Origin of the sequence: Pseudoduganella rivuli, assembly GCF_009674485.1 — a bacterium.
GTDB lineage: Bacteria > Pseudomonadota > Gammaproteobacteria > Burkholderiales > Burkholderiaceae_D > Rugamonas > Rugamonas rivuli_B.
In genome coordinates this window covers 158,219-183,289 of sequence record NZ_WKJJ01000007.1, presented here as the reverse complement: position 1 = coordinate 183,289, position 25,071 = coordinate 158,219, and the positions used below count along the sequence as shown (strand labels likewise).

The window sequence follows — 25,071 nt, the reverse complement described above, 5'->3', positions numbered from 1 at the left end:
CCATTGCCGGAGAACCTCGTTTTGAATTCGAATTACGCCGCCCGCCTCCCCGTCCCGGTCCTGCCCGCCGCTCTCCTGGCCTTTTTTTACTTCTGCCCCTCAGCGCGGAGTTTGATTTTCCGCAACCGAGTATCACGCATCAATGCGGACAGAATTGACATTGCCCGGCACTCATGTCTGGATAATGTTAATGTAGCTTAATTAACGCTTTCTTTTCGTTAATATAACTACGTTGTTGTAATAAGTAAAGCAGTACCGCAGTCATTAAATATAAATCCAGTTTGGAGGAGAACAGTATGCAAGCGAAGTACAACGCGAAATTCGTCATCCCCGCCCTGTTGGCGACCCTTGTGGCCGGCGTGATCACCGGCTGCGCCGGTGGTTCCGACAACGACGCCATCGGCAGCACCATGGCGCCGCGCCATTCCCAGGGGGCCGGCCCGGCGGCCGCCAGTTATACCAGTGTGAAGTGGGGCGGCGGCGGCTACGTCACCGGCCTGATTTACCATCCGACCAGCTACAACGTGATGTATGCCCGCACCGACGTCGGCGGCGTCTACCGCTGGGACGGCGGCGGCTCGTGGACGCCGATTACCGACGGCATCGGGTTCGGCCCGGGCGAAGGCACCTACCACGGTGTCGAAAGCCTGGCGCTGGATCCGACCAACGACAATAAAGTCTACATGGTCTCGGGCTTGACTACGCACAACTGGGACGGCTCCGCCCTGATCAACGGCCGCATCTATGTGTCGCAAGACCGCGGCGCCAGCTGGACGCACTACGACCTGCCGTTCCCGGTGGGCGGCAACGAGAGCGGCCGCGCCGTCGGCGAACGCCTGAAGCTCGACCCGACCAATCCGTCGACGATGTTCTACGCGTCGCGTACAGCCGGCCTGTGGAAGAGCACGAACTCAGGCCAGACCTGGACCCAGACTTCGTTGGCGAGCAAGGTGCTGACCGGCAGCGAGATCATGGGACTGGGTACCGCTCCAATTGGCGTCGAGCAGATCGTGCTCGACAATTCGGGCTCGGGCGGCGGTGCGACGACATGGAACATGTATGCCTTCATCGCGCCGGAGTACGTGCAGAAGGCCGGCCTGACCTCGACCATGTACAAGTCCCAGAACGGCGGCGCCACCTGGACGCCGGTGACGGTGCCGTCCAGCGTGTCCGGCTACTACGTCCCGCACGTGGTGCGCGCCAGCGACGGCTACTACTACGTGGTGTTCAACAAGAACACCGGTGAGGGCGCCGGCGGTCCCGGCTACCTCTACAAGTTCGGCGGCATCAACTTTGGCGAGAGCTGGACCCAGCTCTCCACCACCACGCAGGGCGGCTACAGCGGCGTGTCCGTCTACGGCAGCGGCGCGACGGCCCGCGTCGCGCTGACCGTGACCACATGGAACGCCGGCCAGCCGGTGGTCCAACTGTCCGACAGCGCCGGTGCCCCCGGCACCTGGCGCGAAATCGCGGACGGCATGACGCACTGGGGCAGCAGCGGGTACCGGGGCTGGGTGGACGACGTCGAGATCGATCCCACCAACAAGGATCACATCCTGCACGTCCACGGCGGCGGCGTCTGGGAAACCTGGAATGCGTCGGCGGCCGCGCCGAGCTGGGATGAGCCGGTCAACAACCTCGAGGAAACCGCCACCCTGGCGATCGTCACGCCGCCGGCCGGCGCGTCGTACAAGCTCGTCAACAGCGCGGGCGATATCGGCAACTGGGTCCAGACCGACCTCGCGGCGAAGCCGACCAGGTCGCCCAACAGCGCGTGGGGCAATGGCGACGCGGCCGACGTGTTGTGGTCCGATCCGACCTACATCGTCGCTGTCGGCATCACCTCCAACGCGCCCGTGACCGCCTACGGCTCCTGGTCCGGCAACAGCGGCGCCACGTGGTCGAACTTCGCCTCGCTCCCGGCCGGCGCCTCCACCAATTTCAACGACTCGGTCAGCATCGTGACGACGTCGCGCAACAACATCGTCTGGGCGCCCGCCAACTCGATCCCGTCCTACACCACCAACAATGGTGCCAGCTGGACCCAGGTCAGCGGCCTGCCCACGCCGAACGGCGGCCTGCCTAACGCCTATCGCCTGGTCGTCGACCGCCAGAGCCCGAACAAGGTCTACGCCTTCGACGGAGGCGGCGCGTGGTGGAACAACACCACGGGCAAGGTCTACCTCTCGACCGACAGCGGCCATTCGTTCACGCTGGTCCAGGGTTCGGTGGCAGCGAACTTCGCCAAAAATGAATTCGGGCTCACGACGATGGTGGGCAACCCCAACGCCTCGGGCGACCTGTGGGTGGCCGACGGCAACACTGTGTACCACTCGACCAATGGGGGCGCGAACTGGACCAACCTGTCCGGCTTCGCGACGGTCGCCGCCAATGGTTCGACGGGAGCGCTGCAAGGCGCGACCAGGATCGCCCTGGGCAAGGCGGCGACAGGCTCGTCGTACTCGGCCGCGGTGTACGTGGTGGGCACGCGGAGCGGCGTGTGGGGCGTGTGGCGTTCCGATGACGGCGGCGCCACCTGGTCGCGCTTCAACGATGACGCGCACCAGTATGGCGGCATCGGCGTGATCGCAGGGGACTGGAGCACCTACGGCCGCATCTACTTCAGTGGCGCCGGTCGCGGCATTATCTACACCAACTAAGCAACCAGCCTTCAGGCAAGGCGGCGCAGGTTCCTGCGCCGCCCTTCGCACTGCGCTCCCGGCAGCGCCAGCTGCTCTCCGGAGGCGCCGCCGCCAGTCGCTTCCTACACGGTTAGCGTGCTATTCCGGCACGCTCTCAGCATCCCGCTGGGCCCGCCTTTTTTCGCATCCCTCTAGGCGCGCACTCCGCACATTCCCTCGCCCCCCCCGGCCGCCATGCGGCCACACGCTTATTGACACTACTCAAACCGCGCCAGAGCAATCGCGTTGACATTGCGGATCACTCATGTTTAGATTACGTTAATGTATCTTAAGCAAATGTGAACTCTGCATTAATTTAACTGTGTGATTGCAATAAAGCGCGCTGAACGCCGGCTCAAGCGCTGCTTCCGTGGTACCGCGCCGGCAAAACAAACCAAGAATCCAATCCTGGAGGAGAACAGCATGACCCAGAAGTACCGCGTCAAGAAATTCAACGCCAAGCTAGTCGTCCCTGCCCTGTTGGCGACCCTCGTGGCCGGCGTGATCACCGGCTGCGCCGGCGGCGCCGACAGCGAGATCGCCAGCGCGGCCGCGCCACGCCACATGCAGGGCGCCGGCCCGGCGGCATCGAGCTGGACCCCCGTGAAGTGGGGCGGAGGCGGCTATGTCACCGGCACGATCTACCACCCGGTCAATTCGAGCCTGCTGTACGCGCGCACGGACGTCGGTGGTGCCTACCGCTGGAACGCCACCAATTCGACCTGGACGCCGATCACCGACGGCATCGGCTTCGGCCCCAATGAAGGCCGATATCACGGCGTGGAAAGCATCGCGCTCGACCCGAACAACGATCAGCTGGTCTACATGGTCACCGGCGATACCGCAACGTCGGACCAGGTGCACAATGGCCGCATCTATATCTCCAGCGACCGCGGCACCAACTGGACCTACTATGACCTGCCGTTCGCGGTGGGTGGCAATGATGACGGCCGGGCCTATGGCGAACGCCTGTCGATCGACCCCCAACTGCCGTCGATCATGTACTATGCCACCCGCAAGGATGGCTTGTGGAAGAGCACGGACTCGGGCCATACGTGGAACCAGGTCACCAGCTTCTCGAGCACACGGATTGCCACCGGCGGCCAGAAATACGGTACCGTGCAAGTCTTATTCGATACCCCGAACCGGGGGACGGGACAACAGACCTGGGTCCTGTGGGCCACGGTCTCCCCCGACTACGTCCAGGCGGCGGGCCTGACCTCCTCCCTGTACAAATCCACCAATGGCGGCGCGACGTGGACGCCGGTGGCAGTGCCGTCCGCGGTATCCGGTTATCACATCCCGCACATGGTGCGCGCCGGCGACGGCTATTTCTACATGGCGTTCAATCAGAACGGCGGCCAGGGCCAGGCCGGTCCCGGCTATGTCTACAAATTCGGCGGCGGGGCCAATGGTGGAACCTGGACCCAGCTGATGAACTCCAGTCTGTTCGGCGTTGGTGGCCTGTCGATTAACGGCACCGGCTCGACCACCCGCATCGCGGTGGGCATGACGGCCTGGTTCGACGGCAGCAAGCAAATCCAGATGTCCGACAATGCCGGCGCCACATGGCGCGAAGTCGAGGCCAACATGCCGCATACGTCCGACTCTTGCAAGGGCTGGATCGAAAGCGTCACGATCGACCCGGCCAACCGTGACCACATCATGCACGTCCACGGCGGCGGCATCTGCGAAACCACGAATGCCTCCTCGGCCACGCCGACCTGGAGTCCCAAGGTCAACAACCTGGAAGAAACCGCCACGCTGTTCGCCCTCGCGCCCCCGGCCGGCGCGCAGTACAAGCTGATCAACGCCGCGGGCGACATCGGCCCGTGGGTCATCACCGACCTCGCGACGCGCCCAACCAAGAGCCCTACGCCAGGGTGGAGCAGTGGCAACGCGGTCGACCTGGTGTGGTCCGATCCAAGCTATATCGCCGTCTCCGGCGTCGACAATGCCAACAACCACACCGTCAAGGGCTTCTGGTCCGGCGACTCCGGCAATAGCTGGTCGCAATTCTCGTCGCTGCCGGCCGGCGCCGCGGCAAACGGTAGCCACGTGCAGAGCATCGCGGCCCCATCGCGCAACAACGTGATCTGGGCGCCGCCGGATTCGGTGCCGTCGTACAGCACGAACAATGGCGCGAGCTGGACTTCGACCAACCTGCCGGGGCTGCCCGCCGTCGGCGGGGGCTGGCCGCGCGCCTATCGCCTGGCCGCCGACCGCAAGAACCCGAACAAGGTCTATGCCTTCGATTCGGGTGGTGCGGACTGGAGCTGGCTGCCAGGCAAGGTCTACGTCTCGACCGATGGCGGCCATAACTTCACGCTGAGCCAGGGTTCGGTGAACGCGAACATGGCCTGGGAAGACTGGGTCCATTCCTCGATCTTTGTCAACCCGAACGCCGAGGGCGACATCTGGGTGACCGACGGCAATACCGTGTACCACTCGCTGGACTCCGGCGCGACCTGGGTCAAGAGCCCCGTCTTCGCGACCGCCAACGGCACGAAGGGCGCCTCCAAGGTCACCCTGGGCAAGGCACTGGCCGGCTCGTCATACTCGGCCGCGGTCTACGTGGAAGGCACCGTCAACGGCCAATGGGGCATCTACCGCTCCGACGATGGCGGCGCAACGTGGTCGCGCTTCAACGATGACGCGCACCAGTTCGGCGGCAACACCGTGGTGGTGGGCGACTGGAACACCTATGGCCGCATCTACGTCAATGGTGCTGCCCGTGGCCTGCAATACAGCAACTAAGTAAGCTGCAGCCCGTCCCGCGGCGTGCGTAACGGAGGCCACGCGCCTCCGTTTTTTTATTCAATTTCATATGCCGCATTGTTTACTTTCGCAATTGCAGAGCAATGCGGCCGCAAGCATTATTCAGCATGGAGTTAAGCCACATTAATCAATGTGCACGCGGTATGAACATCGTTCCGGCAGTGGGCACGCCCGGCATGCGGTACCGGACAACTCGACCCCATCACCTATTGCTGGAGAACTACACCTTGAATCCGAAACACCGCCTCACGCTCGCCATCCCTACCCTGCTCACCGCCCTGCTGGCGGGCTGCGGCGGTGGCGGCGGCGGCTCAGCGCCTACCGCACCGGCTCCCAGCCAGCCGGGCAGCGCTGTCACGCCGCCCGTCACGCCGACCACCCCGCCCGACACCGGCACCACCACGCCCACCACGCCAACGACGCCGCCTGACAGCGGCGGCACCGCATCCGGGCCGGCCACTTTCAAAAGTGTGCAGTTCGGCGGCGGCGGCTATGTCACGGGCCTGATTTACCATCCGAGCACCGCCAACCTGTTGTACGCCCGCACCGACATCGGCGGCGCCTACCGCTGGAACCAGGCCACGTCAACATGGACGCCCATCACCGATGGCCTGGGCTTTGGCGCAAGCGAGAGCCGTTTCCATGGCATCGAAAGCATCGCGCTCGATCCGAACAACGACCAGCTGGTCTACATGGCCACGGGCATGTACACGTTCGAGGGCAACGGTCGCCTGTACATCTCCAAAGACCGCGGCACCACCTGGACCCACGTCGACCTGCCCTTCCCGCTGGGCGGCAATAATCCGGGCCGCGCCATAGGCGAACGCCTGATGGTCGACCCCAACAAGCCATCGACGCTGTTCTTCGGCTCGCGCACGGCCGGCCTGTGGAAGAGCGCGGATGCCGGCCTGACGTGGTCACAAGTCACGTCGCTGTCGCCGGTCAAAATGACGTCCGACCAGATCAGCGCCGCCGGCGGCGGCATGGGCGTCGAACTGGTGGTGTATGACACCGGCACCAAAGGGACCGGCACCGCCACCCAGACCATCTATACCGCCATCGCGCCGGACTATGCCAAGGTGGCAGGCCTGAGTGCGAGCATGTACAAATCCACCGACGGCGGCGCCACGTGGACCGCCGTCGCGACGCCGGTGTCGGGCTACCACATTCCCCACATGGTGCGCGCCGCCGACGGCATGTTCTACGTCGCATTCACCAAGGATTCCGGGCCGGGCGCCGGCGGCCCCGGCCGTCTCTACAAATTCGACGGCACGAACTGGACACTGCTGAAGAGCTACGATACGCAGCAATGGGTGAACTTTGGCATGGGCGGCCTGTCCGTCTACGGCAGCGGCGCGACCACCCGCATTGCGCTGGGCGTGAGCAACTCCTGGGGCTCCAAAGGGCTGCCGATCGTCCAGCTGTCGGACGACGCCGGCAAGACCTGGCGCGAAATTGAGGCGGACACGCCGGGCGAAACCGCTTCGGGCTGGGTCGACGACGTCGAGATCGACCCGTCCAACCCCGACCACATCCTGCACGTGCACGGCGGCGGCATCATCGAGACGAAAAACGCGTCGTCGGCCACGCCGACCTGGAAGGGAAATATCGCCGGCATCGAGGAAACCGCCGTGCTGTCCATCACCACCCCGCCGCCTGGCGCGCCGTACATCCTGCTCAACAGCTCGGGCGACGTCGGCCTGTGGGTCGACACGGACTTGAGCGCCACACCGACCTTGAATCCGGGCACGGGCTGGAGCAATGCCTATGCCGCCGACATGGCGTGGGCCGATCCACTGTACATCGCCGGCATCGGCACCATCAATTCCAGCAACACCAACACTGGTTTCTGGTCGGGCGACGGCGGCAAGACGTGGGCGAAATTCGCCACCTTGCCGGCCGGCGCCACCCAAGGCGGCGACATCGCTGTCACCGCGCGCAACAAGGTAGTGTGGGCGCCGGCCAATGCCGTGCCATCGTACACCGCCAACAATGGCGCAAGCTGGAGCACGACCAACCTGCCGGCGCTGCCGTCTGTCGCCAACGGCTGGAACCGTGGCTACCGCCTGGCGGCCGACCGCAAGAACCCGAACAAGGTCTACGCCTATGATTCGGGCGGCGCCACCTGGGGTACGCCTGGCAAGGTCTACGTCTCGACCGATGGCGGCCAGTCCTTCACCTTGAGCGCCGGCTCGGTATCGGCCAACCTGGCCCCCAACGCATCCTGGGTCACGTCGATGGCGGTCAACCCGAACGCCGAGGGCGACCTCTGGCTGGCGGACGGCAATGCCGTGTACCACTCGCTCGATTCGGGCGCGACCTGGACCAAGCTCACCAACTTCGCGTCAGGCGCGGGCACGCAGGGCGCCAGCCTGATTGCGCTGGGCAAGGCGGCGAACGGCGCCAAGTATTCGGCGGCCGTCTACGTGGTGGGTGTGATGAACAATGTCTGGGGCGTGTACCGCTCCAACGATGGCGGCGCCACGTGGTCGCGCTTCAATGACGACGCCCACCAGTATGGCGGCATAGGCGCGCTGGCCGCGGACCAGAACATCTATGGCCGGATTTACTTCAGCGGCACCGGCCGGGGGATGCTCTACACCAACTAAGCACTGAACACCCCGCGTCAGCCGTGCCGGTCGGATCGCGGGAACCAAAGTGGCCAGAGAGCCAGCATGCCGGCAACCATAATTCAAATGATTTTGAGGAGCGATAATGAAGCACAAGCACTTAGTTGCACTGGCCGCGGTCACCGCCGCCTTGCTGGCGGCATGCGGCGGCAGCGGCGATCCGTCCGCGCAGTCGCCATCGTATGCCGCCAAACAAGGCGGCGCGGCCCCGGACGCCATCGGCACCCGCTGGCAGAACGTCAAATTCGGCGGCGGCGGCTACGTTGCCGGCCTGATTTACCACCCGACCACCCCGGACCTGCTGTATGCCCGCACCGACATCGGCGGCGCCTACCGCTGGAATCCCGCTGCCTCGGCTTGGGTGCCGATCACGGACTTCCTCAGCAACCGCGATGGCTTCTATATGGGCAGCGAAAGCATGGCGCTGGACCCGAATGACGACAAGCGCGTCTACATGAGCACCGGCCTGTACGACTGGGATGGCCGCAACGGCCGCCTGTATACGTCGACCGACCGTGGCGACAACTGGACCTACGTGGAACTGCCGTTCCGTACCGGCGCCAACGACCCGGGCCGCGCCATCGGCGAACGCCTGATGGTCGATCCTAATAAATCGTCGGTGCTGTACTACGGCACCCGCACATCCGGCCTGTGGAAAAGCGCGGATTATGGCCAGACCTGGAACCAGGTAACGTCGCTGTCGTCGTTCCAGTACCCGGGCGACCAGATCGGCGCCCTGCCCGGCCGCACCGCGGGCGGCATCGAAGGTGTCCTGTTCGACACGTCGACCACCAATGCCGGCACGGCCACGCAAACCATTTACGCGGCCGTGGGGCCCGACTATGGCAGCGCCGCCGGCCTGTCCAACAGCTTGTACAAATCAACCGATGGCGGCGCGACGTGGACCGGCATCGAGACGCCGGTGACGGGCTTCCATATCCCGCACATGGTGCGCGCCAAGGATGGCATGATCTATGTGGCCTTCACCAAGGACATGGGCCCAGGCGCAGGCGGCGCAAGCCGGCTGTACAAGTTCGACGGCACCAACTGGACACTGCTGAAGAGCTACGATCCAGAACAATGGGTGAACTTCGGCATGGGCGGCCTGTCCGTTTCCGGCTCCGGCCCGACCACCCGCATTGCACTGGGCGTGACCAATTCCTGGGGTAACTGGAATGGCATGCCTATCGTCCAGCTGTCGGACGACGCCGGCAAGACCTGGCGCGAAATCGAATCGATGACGCCGGGCGAAACCGCTTCGGGCTGGGTCGACGACGTCGAGATCGACCCGTTCAACCGCGACCACATCCTGCACGTCCATGGCGGCGGCATCATCGAGACCAAAAACGCATCGTCGGCCGGCCCAACCTGGAAAGGTTCCGTCGCCGGCATCGAGGAAACCGCCACGCTGTCGCTGATGACGCCACCGAAAGGCGCGTCCTACACGCTGCTGAACGGTTCCGGCGACATCGGCGCGGTGGTCCAGACCGAATTGCTGAAATCCGCCACGCGCGGAATCCGGGTTTTCGCCAACAGCGTCGGCATCGACACGGCGTGGTCCAATTCCGCCTACATCGCGGCTATCGGCAACCCTGGCTATATCCAGGGCGGCGTGCACGGCGTCTATTCCAACGACGCCGGCGTGACGTGGACGCGGTTTGCCAGCGAACACCCGGACGCCGCGACGAACGAGGGCGACTGGGCCAGCGTCGCCGTGACCAAGCCAAACAATGTGGTGTGGGCGCCGAGCAACTCCGTGCCGGCCTACACGACCAACAACGGCGCCACCTGGACCTATACCAACCTGCCTGGACTGTCCGGGGTGGGCATCAACCGCGCCTACCACATCGTGGCCGACCGCAAGAACCCGAACAAAGTGTATGCCTTCAATTCGGGCGGCGCTTGGTGGAACCAGTGGTCGGACACGTCGCACTTCTGGTACTCGACGGACGGCGGCCATACGTTCACGGAAAGCGCTTCGTTCAAGAGCGCCGGCGCGCTGGTGGCGGACTTCGGCACGACGTCGATCGCCGTCAACCCGAATGCGGAAGGCGATGTCTGGGTCGTCGATGGGCAGAACATCCTGCATTCGACGGACTCGGGCGCAACCTGGACCAAGTTGAACGTGACGGCGCCGATCTGGGGCAAGAACCCGACGTGGCTGTACCCGGAAGTGTATAGCGCGACGTCGATCTCGCTGGGCAAGGCGCCGGCCGGCGCAACGTACTCGGCGTCCATCTACATCGTCGGCGTCATCAACGGCCAGTGGGGTGTCTACCGCTCCGATGACGGCGCCGCGACGTGGCGCCGCATCAACGACGACAAGCACCAGTATGGCGGTATCGGCAACCTGGCGGCCGACCAGTCCGTGCCCGGACGCGTGTTCGCTTCCGCCAACGGCCGTGGCGTGATCTTCAGCTATTGATTTTGACCATGCCGGCGCCTCCCCGGTGGCGCCGGCAGTTTCGACTATTTTGGAGTTTTCCATGAAAATTAAATCCATCCTCGCCGCCATCGCCCTGATGGCCGCAGGCAGCGCCAGCGCCACCGTCCTGAACTTCGACGGCCTGACCGAGATGATGTACGGCGACGGCTTCCCGCTGGCGGGCAGCATGAGCTATAACGGCACGAACCTGAGCTATGTGGAATCGGGCTTCCAGCTGACCCTGAACGCGCCCAACGCGGCGGCCGAGTCGGCAAACATCGGCACCGGCACCTATGAACCGCAGACGTTCAACTGGCACGATGGCCTCGACAACGGGTCGGACACGTACGTGACGCTGACCCGCGTCGGCGGCGGCACGTTCAACCTGAACAGTTTTGACTACTACATGGACTGGAGTACCGTGTCGGCCGACGGCACGTTGCTGGGCTCCATCCAGGACGCGGGCCTGTGGAGCACGGCACTGAACGGCATCACGGAACTGCGCATCAGTTCGGGCGCCTTCAACCAGCTCGACAACGTCGACGTGGATGCGGCGACGGGCAGCGTTCCACTGCCGGGCACGCTGGCGCTGATGCTGGCAGGCCTCGGCGCCGCCGGGCTGACGCGCCGCCGCCGCGGTTAAGTCCGGGCAGCATGGCTCCCAGTTTCCGGGTCAGCTTTTGAAAACTGGAACTGACTCAGACAAACGCCGGCTTTCAAAAACCGGCGTTTTTTTATGCATTTTTTTTCGCCGGATTGCACAATTATAAGGAGAAGATATGAGATTTGTATGGGCCGCGTTACTTTTCACCACGCTCATTGCTTGCGGAGAGGGGACAGGCGCCACCAGCACCTCCGCAGCAACGCCAGCGTCCCCCCCCCTCCCCTCCACTGCCGTCGCCGCGCCGGCAACGGGCACCGCAGGCTGTGGCGGCGGCGCCAAACTGGCCACCGGCCTGCATACGCTCACCAGCGACAGTACGCAGCGCAGCTACTGGATCGAGATGCCTGCGGCCTATGACCGCAACAAGGCCTATCCTGTGATCATCGGGCTGCACTGGCGTGATGGCAGCGCCGCCGATGTCTACGGTTGGAGCGGCTTTTTCGGGCTGAAGAATTTGTACGGCGGCGACGCCATCTTTGTTGCCCCGCAGGGCCTGGATGCGGGTTGGGCCAACACTGGCGACCGCGACATTCGCTTCCTGCGCGCCATGATCAGTGAGGTACAGCAGGGCGCGTGCACCGACACCCGGCGTGTTTTCGCTACCGGCTTCAGTTTTGGCGGCATGATGTCCAACGCCATCGGATGCCAGATGGGCGACGTGGTGCGGGCGATCGTGCCTATGGCCGGTTCACTGTGGAGCGGCTGTGCCGATTCCTCCAACAAGGTGGCGGCCCTGTTCATCCACGCCAAAGACGATAACACTGTGCCTTACTCAGCGGGGATGCAGGCGCGCGATCTTTTCCTCAAGCGCAATAGCTGTAGTACCGCCACAGTGCCCGTGGGTAGTAACGGCTGCGTGGAGTACCAAGGCTGCGACGGCGGCAAGCCCGTGATTTGGTGCGGCACGGAGACTGGCGGCCACTGGTACCCCAATTTCTCGGCGCAGGAGTCCAAGGCTTTCTTTGATCGGTTCAAGTAGCCGAACAAGCCAGGCGGCCCGACAAACCATACGCGATTGCATCCGTCTCCGCCGCCGGCAATATTAACTTGCGACCCGTAAAAGAACCGACGCATGCGGCGCCAGCGCCTGGCGAATGGCGCCGCGCACCGGTGCACGGTCCTGGCGCGCCCACAGGTCGCGCACCGCGACGGTCTTGCCACCCAGGTTCAGGCGCGACAGGTCGAAATTGATTTCCGTCGGCTTGTCTTCCGTATTGAACAGCGCCAGGTAATACACGCCGGCAGCGGCGCCGTTCGGGCGGGCACTCCAGATGCGCGTGCCCGCGTCCGCGCGGTGCGGCCGGTTGTCGTGGCTTTTCTGGTTCACCGCCAGCACTTCGGGATTGGTCAGCAGCGCCAGTGTCGGCGCATCCAGGTGGCGCAAGTCGCCGCCCATGATCAGCGGCGAGCGCGCAATGCTCCACAGGGACATCAGGGTCTGCTGCTCGTCTGGCGTGAATTTCGTGTTCCGTTCGCCCAGCGCCAGACGGCCCAGCGGCAGCATGTCGGCATCCGGCCACGAGTTCGCGCCCATCACGGGATTCCAGTTTTCCAGGCGCTGGAACTGTTCGTTCAGCAGTTTCCACTCGTCCCAGAAGTCGTCCGAGATACGCCACATTTGCGCATAATGCGGCACGTGCAGCGCCCATTTCAAGTCCATTTCGCCTGGCGACAGGCTCAGCGTCATGGCGCGGCCGGACGCCACGATGGCCTTGTGGGCGGCTTCGACCTCGGGCCAATTCTTGTCATACGGGCGCGACATGTCATCCATCTTGATGAAATCCACGCCCCACGACGCATACAGCTTGAAGACCGAATCATAGTAAGCCTGCGCACCCGGCTTGCTCATGTCGACGCCGTACATGTCGCCGTTCCACTCGCAAATGGCCTTGGTGTCGGCAATATCCTGCGCGCGCAGGTTGGTGCCCAGGATCGGCGTATTCATCCGCACCGCCTGGCGCGGAATCCCGCGCATCAGGTGGATGCCGAACTTCATGCCCATGCGGTGAATCTGGTCGGCCAGGCTCTTGAAGCCTTTGCCGTTCGCTGCGGACGGGAACCGGTTCGGCGCCGGCAGCAGGCGGCCATAGCCATCCATCGTGAGTTCGGCATCCTTGCGGTATTCGTAGCTGTTGGCCTTGGGTTCATACCACTGGATGTCGACCGTGAAAACGTTGTAACCGGACGGCAGCAGCTTGTCCACCATGATGCGCGCATTCTCCAGCGCCTGCGCTTCGGTGATGGTGGGGCCAAACGAATTCCAGCTGTTCCAGCCCATGGGCGGCGTGGCCGCCAGCGGTTTGCGGCTGGCGGCGGCTGGCGCGGCCGCCTGCGCTGTCCCAGGCAGGACCGAGGCGGCAGTGGCCAGCGAGCCGGCTAGGGAAGCCGTCAGTGAAGCGGTAAGTAAGCGGCGGCGAGGTAAATCGGTCATCAGTATCACTCCAGTTCGAATCCATTGGTGGGCAGGTCGTGCGCGCCATTGTGGAAGCAACGGCAAGGGCGCAGCAATTGTAAAAATTCTCAGGCGGCGAACGATATTTCACAACAGGCCGACGCCCCGACAACATGGCGTCAAAGTACTTTCCCAACGTTCGCATTTACGGCGGGTCAGAACTTCACCGACACCGCCTTGCCCGCATAGTCGATGGACCGGGTGGCCGGCGCCGCGCCAACGGCGGTGGCGTTGGCCGGGCTGGCCAGCACCACGTTCAGCTTGCGTTGCTTGACCAACCCCGGATAGCTGCCCTTGCGCGCGCCGACCGACAGGGTTTTGGCGGCGTCGTTCCAGCGCAGTTCAACCGTCGCATATTGGCCCTTTTCATAGTTGTAGGTCTCGTTGTCGTCTTCATAGAGCGTGAACTTGCCATCGGCGCCGGGATAAATGCGGATTTCATACGGCGCACCGGGGTCTTGCGTCGCATATTGCACCACCGGTCCCATCGGCACAATCGAACCGGCGCGCACGTACAGTGGCAGCACATCGAATGGCGTGTCCCTGGCGACCGTCGTGCCGCCCTTGAAGCGCGCGTGCGTCCAGAAGTCATACCAGTCGGTCCCGGCCGGCAGGTACGTGCGCACGGTGCTGTCGACGGCGGCCGGCTTGGCCGCCAGCGCGGCCTGCTGCGACGGCGTGCGCCAGGCCAGCCGCAGCGAGCGGTCGGATGTGGCCTGGTAATACTCGACAGTGACCGGCACGCTCCGGCCCTGCTTCAGCGCGACTTTCACGCCCTTGTAGCGCTTGCCGCCAATGTTCCAGTCTTCCACCACCAGCTTGCCATCGAGGTACAGGCGGTAGCCGTCGTCGCCTTCGACGCCGATCTCGTATTCGCCATCCTCGGGCGCTTCCAGCGTGCCGTTCCAGCGCACGGAAAAATCATCCAGCTTGTCCAGGCCGGCGGGAATCGTGGCCAGCGGCGGCGCCGGCCACGCATGGTCGATCACCTTGTCGATCACCCGGCCTTTGGGCGTGTCGAAATTGCGGCCTTCGAAGTACTGCCCGGCCAGGCCGGGCTGGCCGTCAGGCGTGCGCAGGTGGTCGACGGGAATGGTGGCCGGCGGCGGCGGCTGGATCCGGAACATCGGCCGGGTGACCGGGTGCACCAGCAGCGACGGCCCGAACATGAAGGCGTCGTCGATGCCATAAGTTGCCTTGTCCGCCGCGAAGTCCATCGGCAGCGCGCGCATCAGCGTGTAATGGTCGCTGGTGACCTTCGCGCTCAATCCGTAGATATACGGCAGCAGGCGGTAGCGCAGCTGCACGGCGTCCAGCAGCGACTGATAGACTTCCGGGTCGAGCGTCTTGAAGATGTAGGGTTCCCGCTCGATGTCGGTGCCATGCACGCGCATGATGGGATTGAAGGCCGCGTACTGGAACCAGCGCGCGAACAATTCGCGGTAGGCCGGGTCCTTTTCGCCGCCGGGGAAATCGCGCTGCACGAAGAAGCCGCCGGTGTCCTGCGTCCAGTACGGGTTGCCCGTGATGGTCACGTTGACGCCGCCGCTGACCTGCTTGCGCAAGGTACTCCAGCTGGCGAAGATGTCGCCGGACCACGAAGCGGCGGCGGTGCGCTGCGCACCGGCCCAGGCCGAGCGCGTCAGCGTAAACACCCGCTTGTCGCTGGTGGCGCGCTGGCCGTCATACGTGCCTTGCGTGGTCAGCAGCGTATACGGGTTCAGGTAGCGGGCGAAGTCGCCCATCGCATTCCTGCCCAGTCCCTTGATGTCCTCTTCATTTTTTCCGGCATCCCACGCGGCGGAGCCCACTTCCACTTCGGTGCCGTCCATCCACAGCGCGTCCACGCCGTTGTCGAACAGGCCTGACTTCGCGTGCTTGAAATAAATCTCCCGCCCCTTGCTGCTGTAGGCGTCATACACGCGGGCCTTTTGCGAAATCCAGTGCAGCGGCGCAAAGCGCAGCCCGTACTGGTCCAGTTCCCTGCCCAGCGCCGTGTCGTTGCCGACCGACGGCCAGATCGACACCATCAGCTTGAGGTTCAGCTTATGCAGGCTGCCAGTCATGCCGCGCGGGTCGGGGAAGCGCACCGGATCCCAGGTCATGCCGCTCCACGTGCCATCCTTGTCGCCACCCCAGTATTGCCAGTCCTGCACAATGTAGTCGAGCGGGAAGCGCTCCTTGCGAAACGTTTTCGCTACCTCGACCAGGCGGTCCTGGCTCTGGTAACGCTCCTTGCTCATGAACAGGCCGAACGCCTGTTTCGGATACATCGGCGCGTCGCCCGTCAGCCGGCGGTATTCGCCCACCACGTCATCCATCGAACGGCCGCCCATGAAGTAATAGTCGACCCCGCCCGGCGCGCTTTCCGCCCACAGTCTGGCGCCGTCCGGACCATCCCGGAAGCGCATCTTGGAATACGTGTCCCACAGGATGCCGTAGCGCTCGGACGACATCATCACCGGAATCACGATGCCCAGGTTGGTCTGCACCAGTAGCAAATCCTGGTTGCGGCGGTTGACGGCGTCGCTGTCGCTGTAGCCGAAGCCGAAGATCGCTTCGTCCGGCTTGAGCGTGAAGCGGTTTTCCACTTCGTAGGACGGCGCGCCCGCGATCTCCACGGATTTGACCGATTGCGGCTGCGCCGATTCGCGCGTATATACGCTGCCGGCGCCATCCATGAACTTCAGCGCGCCACTCTTGCGGTCGATGGCGACACGCAATTTTGCGCTCTTGATGGTGAGGGTATCGGCGCCCTCCTCCAGCGTGAAGGCGACCTTGCCGGGCTTGTCCACCACCACAAGGCTGGGACTGGTCCAATGGCTCTGGCCCAGGTTGGCGTTGACCCGGACCGTGCCGGGGCCGTAAAAGATCACGTTCTTGGTGACACCGCCGGCGCGGAATTGCACGCCGTGTTGCAGCCGCACATATTGGAAGCCATCGTGGCCTGCCATGGGCACCGCCTGCAGGTGGCCATTGTCGTCCAGGCCGCTGACACGTCCTTCAACGGCGCCGGCGGCCTTGCCGCATGGCGCCTGCGGGCATGCTTGGGCCCAGGGCGTCCACGCGGCGGCCAGCGCCAGCGCCAGCGACGTGGCCAGCAGTGTGTTTGGTGAATGTTTCATGCATGTTGACTTTCTAACGAGGGCCTGCGCCGGGCGGGCTCAGTGGTCTTCCCATTGCAGGTGCACGACCTTGTAACCATTGTCCCGGATCGTTTTCAGCAACAGGGGCAACGCGTCGGCGGTGGGCCCGTTGGCGTCATGCATCAGGATGATGCCGCCGCCGTTCGCCTTCAGGCGCTGCGCCAGCCGCCCGACCAGCGCGCCAGTGCTCTGGTCGTTGGGCTGGTAATCGTCGATGCCGAGGTCAATCGACGCCACCGTGATCTTGCGTTCTTCCAGCGCGGCGAGAATGGCGGGCGTCTCTTCCAGGAACGGGAAGCGGTACGCCGCCGGCGCCGTGCCGAACACCGCCATGTAGGCTTGCACGCCCTGGTCCAGGTCCGCCAGTTGTGTGGCCGGCGTCATGGATTTCAGCACGGGATGCGCGAAGCTGTGCAACGCCGTGCTGTGCCCGGCGGCGGCGACGCGCCGTCCCAGTTCGGGATGCTTTGCCAGGTTGGCGCCGGTCATGAAGAACGTCGCCCTGGCGCATTGCGACGCCAGCGCTTGCAGCACCCGGTCCAGCGTTGCGGGCTCGGGGCCGTCGTCGAACGTCAGGACCACCTCGCCCTTTTGCAGCGGCAAGGCGCCATATTGCACCTGGCCATAGCGCGCATATTCGCGCTTGAGCGTCATGGTGCGCGACGTGCCCAGCGCATCCGGCGCGCACGCCGCGGTGGCCGCGAGCGGCAAGGCCGCCCCGGTCGCTGCCAGCAGGCACAGCATCTTTTGCCACGTTTTCATCAACGTTCCCCCATCATTACTGAACATCCAGCTCGAACCCGTTGGCCGGCAAATCATCGGCGCTGAACAGGTTAATAAATGGCGCGTCGGCCCACGCGTAGCGTACCTTGCTGGCGCCGGCGGTGGCGGCGCCTTTCAGCCTGACCGTGTCGCCTTCGGCGGCTGCTGGCGCATACCGGCATGCGGCCTGTTCGCACACTTCGAAGCCGATCGCCAGGTCCGACGAATAGGTCCGCAGCCCGCCGTTGGTATTGGCAAAGCGGATCACGATATCGCCGCCGCTGCGGGTGGCCGACACGGCCTCCGGTCCGCCGGGGGTGATTTTTTCACCGTAGGCGACGGCCCGCGCGGCGCGGGCCAGGCGTTCGCCGACGATGGTTTTCTGTCCCGGATGGATGTCGGAGCGGTCGCCGAAATCGAACGTCACCGCCATGCCCGCATGCGCATCATTGCGCACCGCCAGCGACTGCGCCTGGCGCAACTCCGCCCACGCCGACTTCCCGGGTTTGGTCGCCACCGAGCCGAACGACGTCAGTTGCGCCACCATGAACGGCAAGCCCGGCTGGCCCAGGGTCTGGCGCCAGTCAGCGAACAGCATCGGCAACAACGTCTGGTACTCCCGGGCATCTCCCGCATTGGCCTCGCCCTGGTACCATGCCGCCAGTTTGAATTTGTACCCTTGCAGCGGCGCGATCATGCCGTTGTACAGCGTGGTCAGGCTGCCTGGCGGCTCCCACGGCGCCGACTGTTGCACGGCGCTGACGCGGGAACCGATCTGGTATTTCCAGCGCTGCGGCAAGGTGATCCGGGTTCCGTCCGCGGTGCGCAGCGCGCGCTGGTCCGCCGGGCCAAGCAATCCGCCGCTGTTGTCGTCGTCCAGCACGCGCAGGGCAATGACGTTTTTCCCCGGTTTCAGCACGCCTTTCGGCACCGCGTATTCGCGGCCGGCCCACCACGCGTTGCCGGCGCCGACGCGCACGCCGTTGACCCACGCGGTGTCGGACGTGGCGACCTGGCCGAGCAGCAGGTGGCTGGCCGCCTGCGCCTGCTGCGCAGTCAATTCCACCGTGGTGCGGAACCACACGACGCCGCGATGGTTCTTCAGCGCATCGATGCCCGACTCGCCCCAGCGGCCGCCCGGCTCCAGCGAGGGCCAGCCGGCGTCATTGAACTCCGCCTTCGACCAGGCGCGCTGCGCGGCAGCCTTCGGGTCGAGCTTGTCCCACCAGGCTTCCTGGCGCGCTTCCTCGGCGCGCCCCCCCGCGGCCGCATCGCGCGCGTAGGTATCCAGCACATCGAGCCCCTGGCCGTAGGCGGCCAGTTTGCGCAGCGAAGGGCCGCTGATCCAGCTCTGGATCGAGCTGCCTCCCCAGCTGGCGTTGACGAAGCCGACCGGCACGTTGTACTGGCGCTGCAGCGCGCGGGCCATGTGGAAGCACACGGCGGACGCCTGGCCCGTGGTCTGCGGTCCCGTCACCTGCCATTGCGGCGCCGTGCTGAATTCATCGCGGCGCGCCGCCGACGTTTCGCGCGCAATATTGACGAAGCGCAGGTTCGGGCTGCCGCCAAACGGGATATCGATCGGCGCATTGGTCGCATAGGCCATCGCCAGCTCCATGTTCGACTGGCCGCCGCACAGGAAAACGTCGCCGAGCATGATGTCGTTCAAGGCCGTGGTGGCGCCGTTCGCACTCACGCTCAGCACGTGCGGGCCGCCGGCCGCCATCGCCGGCAGTTGGGCGCGCCAACGCCCGCCGCCATCAGCCTTCGCCTGTTCCGACTTGCCATTGAGCGTGACCGTCACGACGGTATCGGCCGGCGCCTTGCCCCACACGACGATCGGCTGGTCGCGCTGCAAGACCGCATGATCGCTGAAAATGGTGGCGAAAGCCGGGGCCTGCGTGGCGGCGCCGCATGGCGCGCTGGCGGCAAACGCGGCGGCAAACATGGCGGCAAGCGCGCCGCCCTGCAGCATGCGCTGTGCCTGTGTACGCAAGGCGTGTCGGGTCGAAGGGGTATGGTGCTTTTTTGTTGGCAGTTTCATCTTGGGCTACGTATCGGAGGGCGAAGGAACAAACCTGATCGCGGCCATTGTGCAAGCGGCGCCAACGGGGCGGCAATTGTCAAAGCCGCCAAACCCGCCAACGATATTTCACACACGCCCCCCAAATTGCACGGCATGGCTTGCCCCGGTGGCACTATGTATTTAATATATTTGACACAATCATCATTCACCACTCCTGGAGACCACGCTATGCCAACCCGCCGCGCCGCCCTCTGCGCGCTTGCCGCCCCCGTTCTTGCGCTGCACCTGTCCGTCAGCGCCACCCCTGCTGATGAAACACCCGTGCAACTGTCCACCGTTGCGGGCCCGTTCCAGCCGGAAGCCGGATCGCTGAAGACTTACCGCACACCCGACTGGTTCCGCGACGCCAAATTCGGCATCTGGTCGCACTGGGGCCCGCAATCCGTGCCGCGCGCCGGCGACTGGTACGCGCGCAACATGTACGTTTATGGCACCGGGCAATACAAGCACCACCTGGAAAATTACGGCCACCCGTCCAAGCACGGCTACAAGGACATCATCCCCTTGTGGAAAGCGGAGAAATTCGACCCCGACGCCCTGATGGCGCTGTACAAGAAGGCGGGCGCGCGCTACTTCGTCAGCATGGGTGTGCACCATGACAATTTTGACCTGTGGGATTCGCGCCACCATGAGTGGAACGCCGTGAAAATGGGCCCGCGGCGCGACATCGTGGGCGACTGGCAGAAAGCCGCGAAGAAGGCCGGCCTGCGCTTTGGCGTGTCCGAACACCTGGGCGCCAGTTATGGCTGGTTCGCGCCCAGCCATGGCTACGATCAGATCTGGCCGATGCTGGGGGTGGACTATGACGGCGCCGATCCGAAGTACGCGTCGCTGTACCACCGCGCCCACAACCAGCCTTACCGCGGTGCGGCCAGCTGGTACACCACCGACACGCGCTTCCAGCAGGAGTGGTACAACCGCATTACCGACCTGCTGACACACTACCAGCCGGACTTGCTGTATTCGGACGGCGGCCTGCCTTTCGGCAAGGTCGGCCGCACGCTGGTGGCCAATTATTACAACGCCAGCATGGCCAGCCATGGCGGTAAGCTGGAAGCGGTGTACAACCACAAGGAAATCGGTTCCGGTGAATTCATCCGGGAAGCCGGCGTGCAGGACGTGGAACGCGGCGTCATGGACGGCATCAATCCCCTGCCCTGGCAAACCGACACGTCGATCGGCGACTGGTTCTACAGCGAAGGCTACAAGTACAAGAGCACCACCGACGTGGTCCACATGCTGGCCGATATCGTCAGCAAGAATGGCAACCTGCTGCTGAACGTGGTGCAGTATCCCGACGGCAGCCTGCCGCCCGAACCGATGAAGTTCCTGCAAGAGATGGCGGAATGGATGGGCGTGAACGGCGACGCGATTTACGGCACCCGGCCGTGGAAAGTCTATGGCGAGGGACCGACCAAGGCCGCTTCGGGCCACTTCAAGGAAGACACCGCGTACACGCCGCAAGACATCCGCTTTACCACGAAAGATGGCGCGGTGTACGCCATCACGCTGGGCACGCCCGCCACGGCGGTGCGCATCGCCTCGCTGGGCCGCAAGGCCGGGCTGGAATCGCGCCCGGTCAAGGCCGTCACCCTGCTGGGCAGCAGCGCCCCGCTGCGCTGGAAACAGGGCGACGACGCCCTGACCATCGAAGTGCCGGCCAGCCTGCCCAGCAGCATGGCGTCCAGCTTCCGCGTGACGTTCTGACGGCGACGGCGGCCGCCACGGCGGTGACGCTCAGGCCGCCAACCGCAATCCCTCCGGCACACGCACGTACACCTGGCCGTTGAACAGCGGCCGCGCGGTGCGCACGATGCCGGCGCTGGCGACGCCGCCATTGCCATCCGGCTGCACCGTGGCGGCGATCTTGCCGGCCGGATGTTCGATCACGACTTCCCGCGTACCGTCCCCGGCCGCCGGGGCCAGTTGCGCCAGCGGCGCCGCCACCGTGCCGGGGATGCAGCACGCGGCGGCCACGCACGTGGCGCCCGTGGCGGCGTGCGCCGCATGGCAATTCCAAGGCACGAAGTAACGGGAACTGATGCCGCCGCCAAATTGCGGCGCGCCCAGCAGGGCCACCTTCGGCAATACCTTGCCCGTCACATCGCCCATCCCCATCAGCAACGCGGCTTGCAAGCGCACCTGTTCCAGACGTTCGAGCAGCGCCGCATCGGCGTCCAACTCCGCTTTGCTTTCATGGCCCGTCTTGCCCAGCGAAGCGGCGGCAATCAGCACCATCGGCGTCGTGAAATCAATGCACGTGACAGGCACGCCGTCCACCACGTCCAGCGCGCGGCCGGTCGGCAGCAGCGCGCCGGTCTTGGCGCCTGCCGCATCCAGGAAATTCAACTGCACGCCGGCGCCCGTGCCCGGCACGCCATCGACGGCCACGTCGCCTTCATACGTCACGTGGCCGGCCGGCGTCTGCACCACGGCTTCCATGACTTTGCCCGTATTGATGTTGTAGATGCGCACCCGCGTCACGGGACCGCCGGGTTTCACCAGGCCCCGCTCGATGGCGAACGGCGCCACGCCGGACAGCATGTTGCCGCAATTAGGCCCCGTATCGACGGTGTTTTCCGTCAGGGATACTTGTGCAAACAGGTAATCGACGTCGATGCCGGGGCGCGTCGAAGGATTGACGATGACGGCTTTGCTGGTCAGCGAATTGCCGCCGCCGATGCCGTCGATCTGGCGCGCATCCGGCGACCCCATGATGGCCAGCAGCCACTGGTCGCGGTCGGCCGGGTTGGATGGCAAGTCGGATGCGAGGAAAAACGGGCCCTTCGACGTGCCGCCGCGCATCAGCATACAAGGGATGGGAACCAGCATGACTACTCCTCTGTGTGGTGTTGATGAGCGCATGGTAGTGAGACCCAAAACATCTGTGAATTGCATTATTTGCGTTAATTGATGCATCAAGCACATCAATTTAATTGATGCCGTCAACACATCAATCGCAAGGTTTTTTGCAATTTACAAATAAGTGACGCGGCCGGACACTCTGCCCCACACCGCGCCGAGCGGATGCAATTACCATAGACCAAAGGAGATCACCTTGAAAACGCCCACTCACACCGCTCCAAGCCGCAAGCCCATATACCGGTCCCTGTACTTCCAGGTTTTAGTGGGCGTGATGCTCGGCATCGTGGTCGGCCACTTCTGGCCCGCGCAAGGCGCCGCGCTCAAACCGCTGGGCGACGCGTTCGTGCGGCTGGTGAAAATGATGATCGCGCCGATCGTGTTTTGCACCATCGCGCTGGGCATCGCCAACATGAATGACATGAAACAGGTTGGCAAGACCATGGCCAAGGCCATGGGCCTGTTTTACGCGCTGACGCTGATTGCCCTGCTGACGGGCCTGGCCGCCGTGATGCTGATACAGCCGGGTGTGGGCATGAACGTGAATCCGGCGTTGCTGGACGCGGGCGTGGCCGCCAAATACATGAAGTCCGGTGCGCCATCCGGCTTCGTGGAATTCCTGCTGCACATCATTCCGCACACCTTCTTTGGCGCCTTTGCCGAAGGGGAAGTGCTGCCCGTGCTGTTCCTGGCGATCCTGGTCGGTTTCGGCCTCGCCCGCACCGGCGCCGATGGCAAAGCCGCGCACACGGCGATCGAATCGTTTTCACACGTGCTGTTCAACGTGTTTGGTTTCCTGATGAAGCTGGCGCCACTGGCGGCGTTTGGCGCCATGTCCTTCACGGTCGGCAAATACGGCATCAAGTCGATCAGCTCGCTGGGTCTGCTGATTGGCACGTTCTATACCGCCTGCATCCTGTTCGTCGTGATCGTGCTGGGCACGCTGGCGAAACTGCACGGTTTCAGCCTGTACAAGCTGCTGCGCTATTTCCGTGAAGAATTGCTGGTGGTGCTGGGCACGTCGTCCACCGAGCCCGTGCTGCCGCGCATGTTGATGAAACTGGAAAAACTGGGTTGCCGCAAGAGCGTGTCCGGCCTGGTGCTGCCGCTGGGTTACTCGTTCAACCTGGACGGCACGGCGATTTACCTGACCCTGGCCAGCGTTTTCATTGCCCAGGCTTGCAACATCCACCTGGAAATCACGCAAATCCTGGCCATGCTGGCGGTCATGCTGCTCAGCTCCAAAGGCGCCGCCGGCGTCACGGGCAGCGGCTTTGTCGCGCTGGTCGCCACCTTGACGGTCATGCCGGAAATTCCCGTGGCCGGCGTGGCGCTGATCGTTGGCATCGACCGCTTCATGTCGGAAGCCCGCGCCTTGACCAGCCTGGTCAGCAACGCGGTCGCATCGGTGGTGGTGTCGCTGTGGGAAGGCGCCTGCGACCGCACCACGCTGCAGCGCGAACTGACCCAGGGTTTTGACGGCACCGTGGCCGCACCGGCGGAAGCGGCCGTGCCGCACAACGTGGCGCTGCACGCAGCCGGCTAAACAGCCGGCCCCAAAGGGCCAACTGCCCCGGGACGGTCGTCAGGCTGTCCCGGGGCACCGCTTTTTCACCGCATGGCGTCGCTGCTTTGCTGCCACATGGCGCGCACCTGTTCATACAGCTTGCGCGCCGCCGGCGGCAATTCCCGGCCCCGGCGCCGCACCAGTCCCACCGCGCGCTCGATGGATGGCTCGACCAGCGCCACCATGGCCAGCGTCGCGTGCTCGCCCTGCGGCATCGACAGGCGCGGCACCACGGCCACCCCCAGTCCCGCCTCGACCAGCCCCAGCAAGGTCGACACGTGTTTCGCTTCGAAACACCAGCCCAGCCGCAAATCCGAATTCGCCAGCGCCAGGTCCACCAGCAAGCGGTTGCCGGAACTTTTATCGACCGTCATGAAATCGTAATTCGCCAATTCCGCCCAGCTCACCTGCTTCGCCTGCGCCAGCGGGTGGGTGCGGTGGCATGCCACCACGAAGGGTTCCTTCAAGATGGTTTCAAACGCGATTTCCGGTTCCTGGGTGCCGATGAAGTTGATGCCGAAATCCGCTTCGCCCCGCGCCACGCTTTCCAGCGCCGCATTGGCGCTGTCGTCGATGATGCGCACGCGGATGCGGGGGTGCTGGTCGTGGAAATCCCGCAACACCTTGGGCAGGAAGTAATACACCGCGGACGGTACGCACGCAATCACCACTTCCCCTTGCTGCGATGCGGCCACGCCCTGCATGCTCAGCAGCGAATCTTCCAGGTCATCCAGCAGGCTGCGCGCCTTGCGGGAAAAGTCGCGCCCCACTGCCGTCAGGCTCACGCTGCGCGTGGTGCGTTCGAACAATTTCACGCCCAGCGCATTCTCCAGCTTTTCCACGCGCCGGCTCAGGGCCGGCTGCGACAGGTGGATGGCGTCGGCTGCCGCCCGGAAACTGTTCAGTTCGGCCACCGCCACGAAGGCGCGCAAATCGGCCAGGTCAAAATTCATGCTCATGACGCATCAATCCTAAGGAAATTTGCAATTCTCAAATCAATACCATAGCGCGAAACTGT

14 protein-coding genes are annotated in these 25,071 nt (G+C 64.3%); 8 read left to right on the top strand and 6 right to left on the bottom strand.

Annotation, left to right across the window (positions count from 1 at the left end; all coding sequences use genetic code 11):
- Nucleotides 1–296 precede the first annotated feature (296 nt).
- From GJ700_RS13055 to GJ700_RS13030, 6 genes are all read left to right on the top strand, one after another.
- The gene (locus tag GJ700_RS13055) at nucleotides 297–2,660 is read left to right on the top strand and encodes a sialidase family protein (RefSeq protein WP_229506975.1); all 2,364 of its coding nucleotides are present in this window, start codon (nucleotides 297–299) and stop codon (nucleotides 2,658–2,660) included.
- A gap of 444 nt (nucleotides 2,661–3,104) precedes the next feature.
- Nucleotides 3,105–5,438 carry a WD40/YVTN/BNR-like repeat-containing protein gene (locus tag GJ700_RS13050; protein WP_229506974.1) on the top strand — a complete coding sequence of 778 codons (2,334 nt, stop codon included), beginning with the start codon at nucleotides 3,105–3,107 and terminating at the stop codon, nucleotides 5,436–5,438.
- A gap of 248 nt (nucleotides 5,439–5,686) precedes the next feature.
- Nucleotides 5,687–8,068: a sialidase family protein gene (locus tag GJ700_RS13045; protein WP_229506973.1), complete on the top strand. Its 2,382-nt coding sequence runs from the start codon at nucleotides 5,687–5,689 to the stop codon at nucleotides 8,066–8,068.
- A 106-nt stretch (nucleotides 8,069–8,174) separates the two neighbouring features.
- Complete coding sequence (locus GJ700_RS13040) at nucleotides 8,175–10,514, top strand: sialidase family protein (protein ID WP_229506972.1); 2,340 nt, start codon at nucleotides 8,175–8,177, stop codon at nucleotides 10,512–10,514.
- A 61-nt stretch (nucleotides 10,515–10,575) separates the two neighbouring features.
- Nucleotides 10,576–11,157, top strand: a complete 582-nt coding sequence (locus GJ700_RS13035) for a PEP-CTERM sorting domain-containing protein (RefSeq protein ID WP_154374378.1) — start codon at nucleotides 10,576–10,578, stop codon at nucleotides 11,155–11,157.
- Between the two features lie 136 nt (nucleotides 11,158–11,293).
- Nucleotides 11,294–12,157, top strand: a complete 864-nt coding sequence (locus GJ700_RS13030) for a CE1 family esterase (RefSeq protein WP_229506971.1) — start codon at nucleotides 11,294–11,296, stop codon at nucleotides 12,155–12,157.
- A gap of 63 nt (nucleotides 12,158–12,220) precedes the next feature.
- On the opposite strand, the gene GJ700_RS13025 is transcribed toward GJ700_RS13030, so the two are convergent.
- The 4 genes from GJ700_RS13025 to GJ700_RS13010 all read right to left on the bottom strand — a co-directional run bounded on the left by GJ700_RS13025 (nucleotide 12,221) and on the right by GJ700_RS13010 (nucleotide 19,534).
- Nucleotides 12,221–13,609, bottom strand: coding sequence for a glycoside hydrolase family 27 protein (locus GJ700_RS13025; RefSeq protein WP_154374375.1), 1,389 nt, complete (start codon nucleotides 13,607–13,609; stop codon nucleotides 12,221–12,223).
- A gap of 176 nt (nucleotides 13,610–13,785) precedes the next feature.
- Nucleotides 13,786–16,755, bottom strand: a complete 2,970-nt coding sequence (locus GJ700_RS13020; protein ID WP_154374373.1) for a glycoside hydrolase family 31 protein — start codon at nucleotides 16,753–16,755, stop codon at nucleotides 13,786–13,788.
- A 39-nt stretch (nucleotides 16,756–16,794) separates the two neighbouring features.
- Entirely contained in the window at nucleotides 16,795–17,538 is a 744-nt protein-coding gene (locus tag GJ700_RS13015; RefSeq protein ID WP_195763885.1) for a polysaccharide deacetylase family protein, read from the bottom strand.
- 16 nt (nucleotides 17,539–17,554) lie between these two features.
- Nucleotides 17,555–19,534, bottom strand: a complete 1,980-nt coding sequence (locus tag GJ700_RS13010) for a sialate O-acetylesterase (protein ID WP_229506970.1) — start codon at nucleotides 19,532–19,534, stop codon at nucleotides 17,555–17,557.
- 258 nt (nucleotides 19,535–19,792) lie between these two features.
- Here GJ700_RS13010 and GJ700_RS13005 point away from each other — a divergent pair, with 258 nt between their 5' ends.
- The gene (locus GJ700_RS13005) at nucleotides 19,793–21,331 is read left to right on the top strand and encodes an alpha-L-fucosidase (RefSeq protein WP_154374369.1); all 1,539 of its coding nucleotides are present in this window, start codon (nucleotides 19,793–19,795) and stop codon (nucleotides 21,329–21,331) included.
- 30 nt (nucleotides 21,332–21,361) lie between these two features.
- On the opposite strand, the gene GJ700_RS13000 is transcribed toward GJ700_RS13005, so the two are convergent.
- The gene (locus tag GJ700_RS13000) at nucleotides 21,362–22,456 is read right to left on the bottom strand and encodes a 4-oxalomesaconate tautomerase (protein WP_154374367.1); all 1,095 of its coding nucleotides are present in this window, start codon (nucleotides 22,454–22,456) and stop codon (nucleotides 21,362–21,364) included.
- Between the two features lie 226 nt (nucleotides 22,457–22,682).
- Here GJ700_RS13000 and dctA point away from each other — a divergent pair, with 226 nt between their 5' ends.
- Nucleotides 22,683–24,032, top strand: coding sequence for a C4-dicarboxylate transporter DctA (gene dctA / locus GJ700_RS12995; RefSeq protein WP_154374365.1), 1,350 nt, complete (start codon nucleotides 22,683–22,685; stop codon nucleotides 24,030–24,032).
- Nucleotides 24,033–24,097: 65 nt separating this feature from the next.
- Here dctA and GJ700_RS12990 read toward each other — a convergent pair whose 3' ends face one another.
- Nucleotides 24,098–25,012, bottom strand: coding sequence for a LysR family transcriptional regulator (locus GJ700_RS12990; protein ID WP_154374363.1), 915 nt, complete (start codon nucleotides 25,010–25,012; stop codon nucleotides 24,098–24,100).
- Nucleotides 25,013–25,071: the final 59 nt, after the last annotated feature.

Excerpts from the sequence above, each read along its gene's own strand:
- GJ700_RS13055 (WP_229506975.1), top strand. The coding sequence starts at position 297 with ATGCAAGCGAAGTACAACGCGAAATTCGTCATCCCCGCCCTGTTGGCG.
- GJ700_RS13050 (WP_229506974.1), top strand. The coding sequence starts at position 3,105 with ATGACCCAGAAGTACCGCGTCAAGAAATTCAACGCCAAGCTAGTCGTC.
- GJ700_RS13040 (WP_229506972.1), top strand. The coding sequence starts at position 8,175 with ATGAAGCACAAGCACTTAGTTGCACTGGCCGCGGTCACCGCCGCCTTG.
- GJ700_RS13035 (WP_154374378.1), top strand. The coding sequence starts at position 10,576 with ATGAAAATTAAATCCATCCTCGCCGCCATCGCCCTGATGGCCGCAGGC.
- GJ700_RS13030 (WP_229506971.1), top strand. The coding sequence starts at position 11,294 with ATGAGATTTGTATGGGCCGCGTTACTTTTCACCACGCTCATTGCTTGC.
- GJ700_RS13025 (WP_154374375.1), bottom strand. The coding sequence starts at position 13,609 with ATGACCGATTTACCTCGCCGCCGCTTACTTACCGCTTCACTGACGGCT.
- GJ700_RS13020 (WP_154374373.1), bottom strand. The coding sequence starts at position 16,755 with ATGAAACATTCACCAAACACACTGCTGGCCACGTCGCTGGCGCTGGCG.
- GJ700_RS13015 (WP_195763885.1), bottom strand. The coding sequence starts at position 17,538 with ATGAAAACGTGGCAAAAGATGCTGTGCCTGCTGGCAGCGACCGGGGCG.
- GJ700_RS13005 (WP_154374369.1), top strand. The coding sequence starts at position 19,793 with ATGCCAACCCGCCGCGCCGCCCTCTGCGCGCTTGCCGCCCCCGTTCTT.
- GJ700_RS13000 (WP_154374367.1), bottom strand. The coding sequence starts at position 22,456 with ATGCTGGTTCCCATCCCTTGTATGCTGATGCGCGGCGGCACGTCGAAG.
- GJ700_RS12990 (WP_154374363.1), bottom strand. The coding sequence starts at position 25,012 with ATGAGCATGAATTTTGACCTGGCCGATTTGCGCGCCTTCGTGGCGGTG.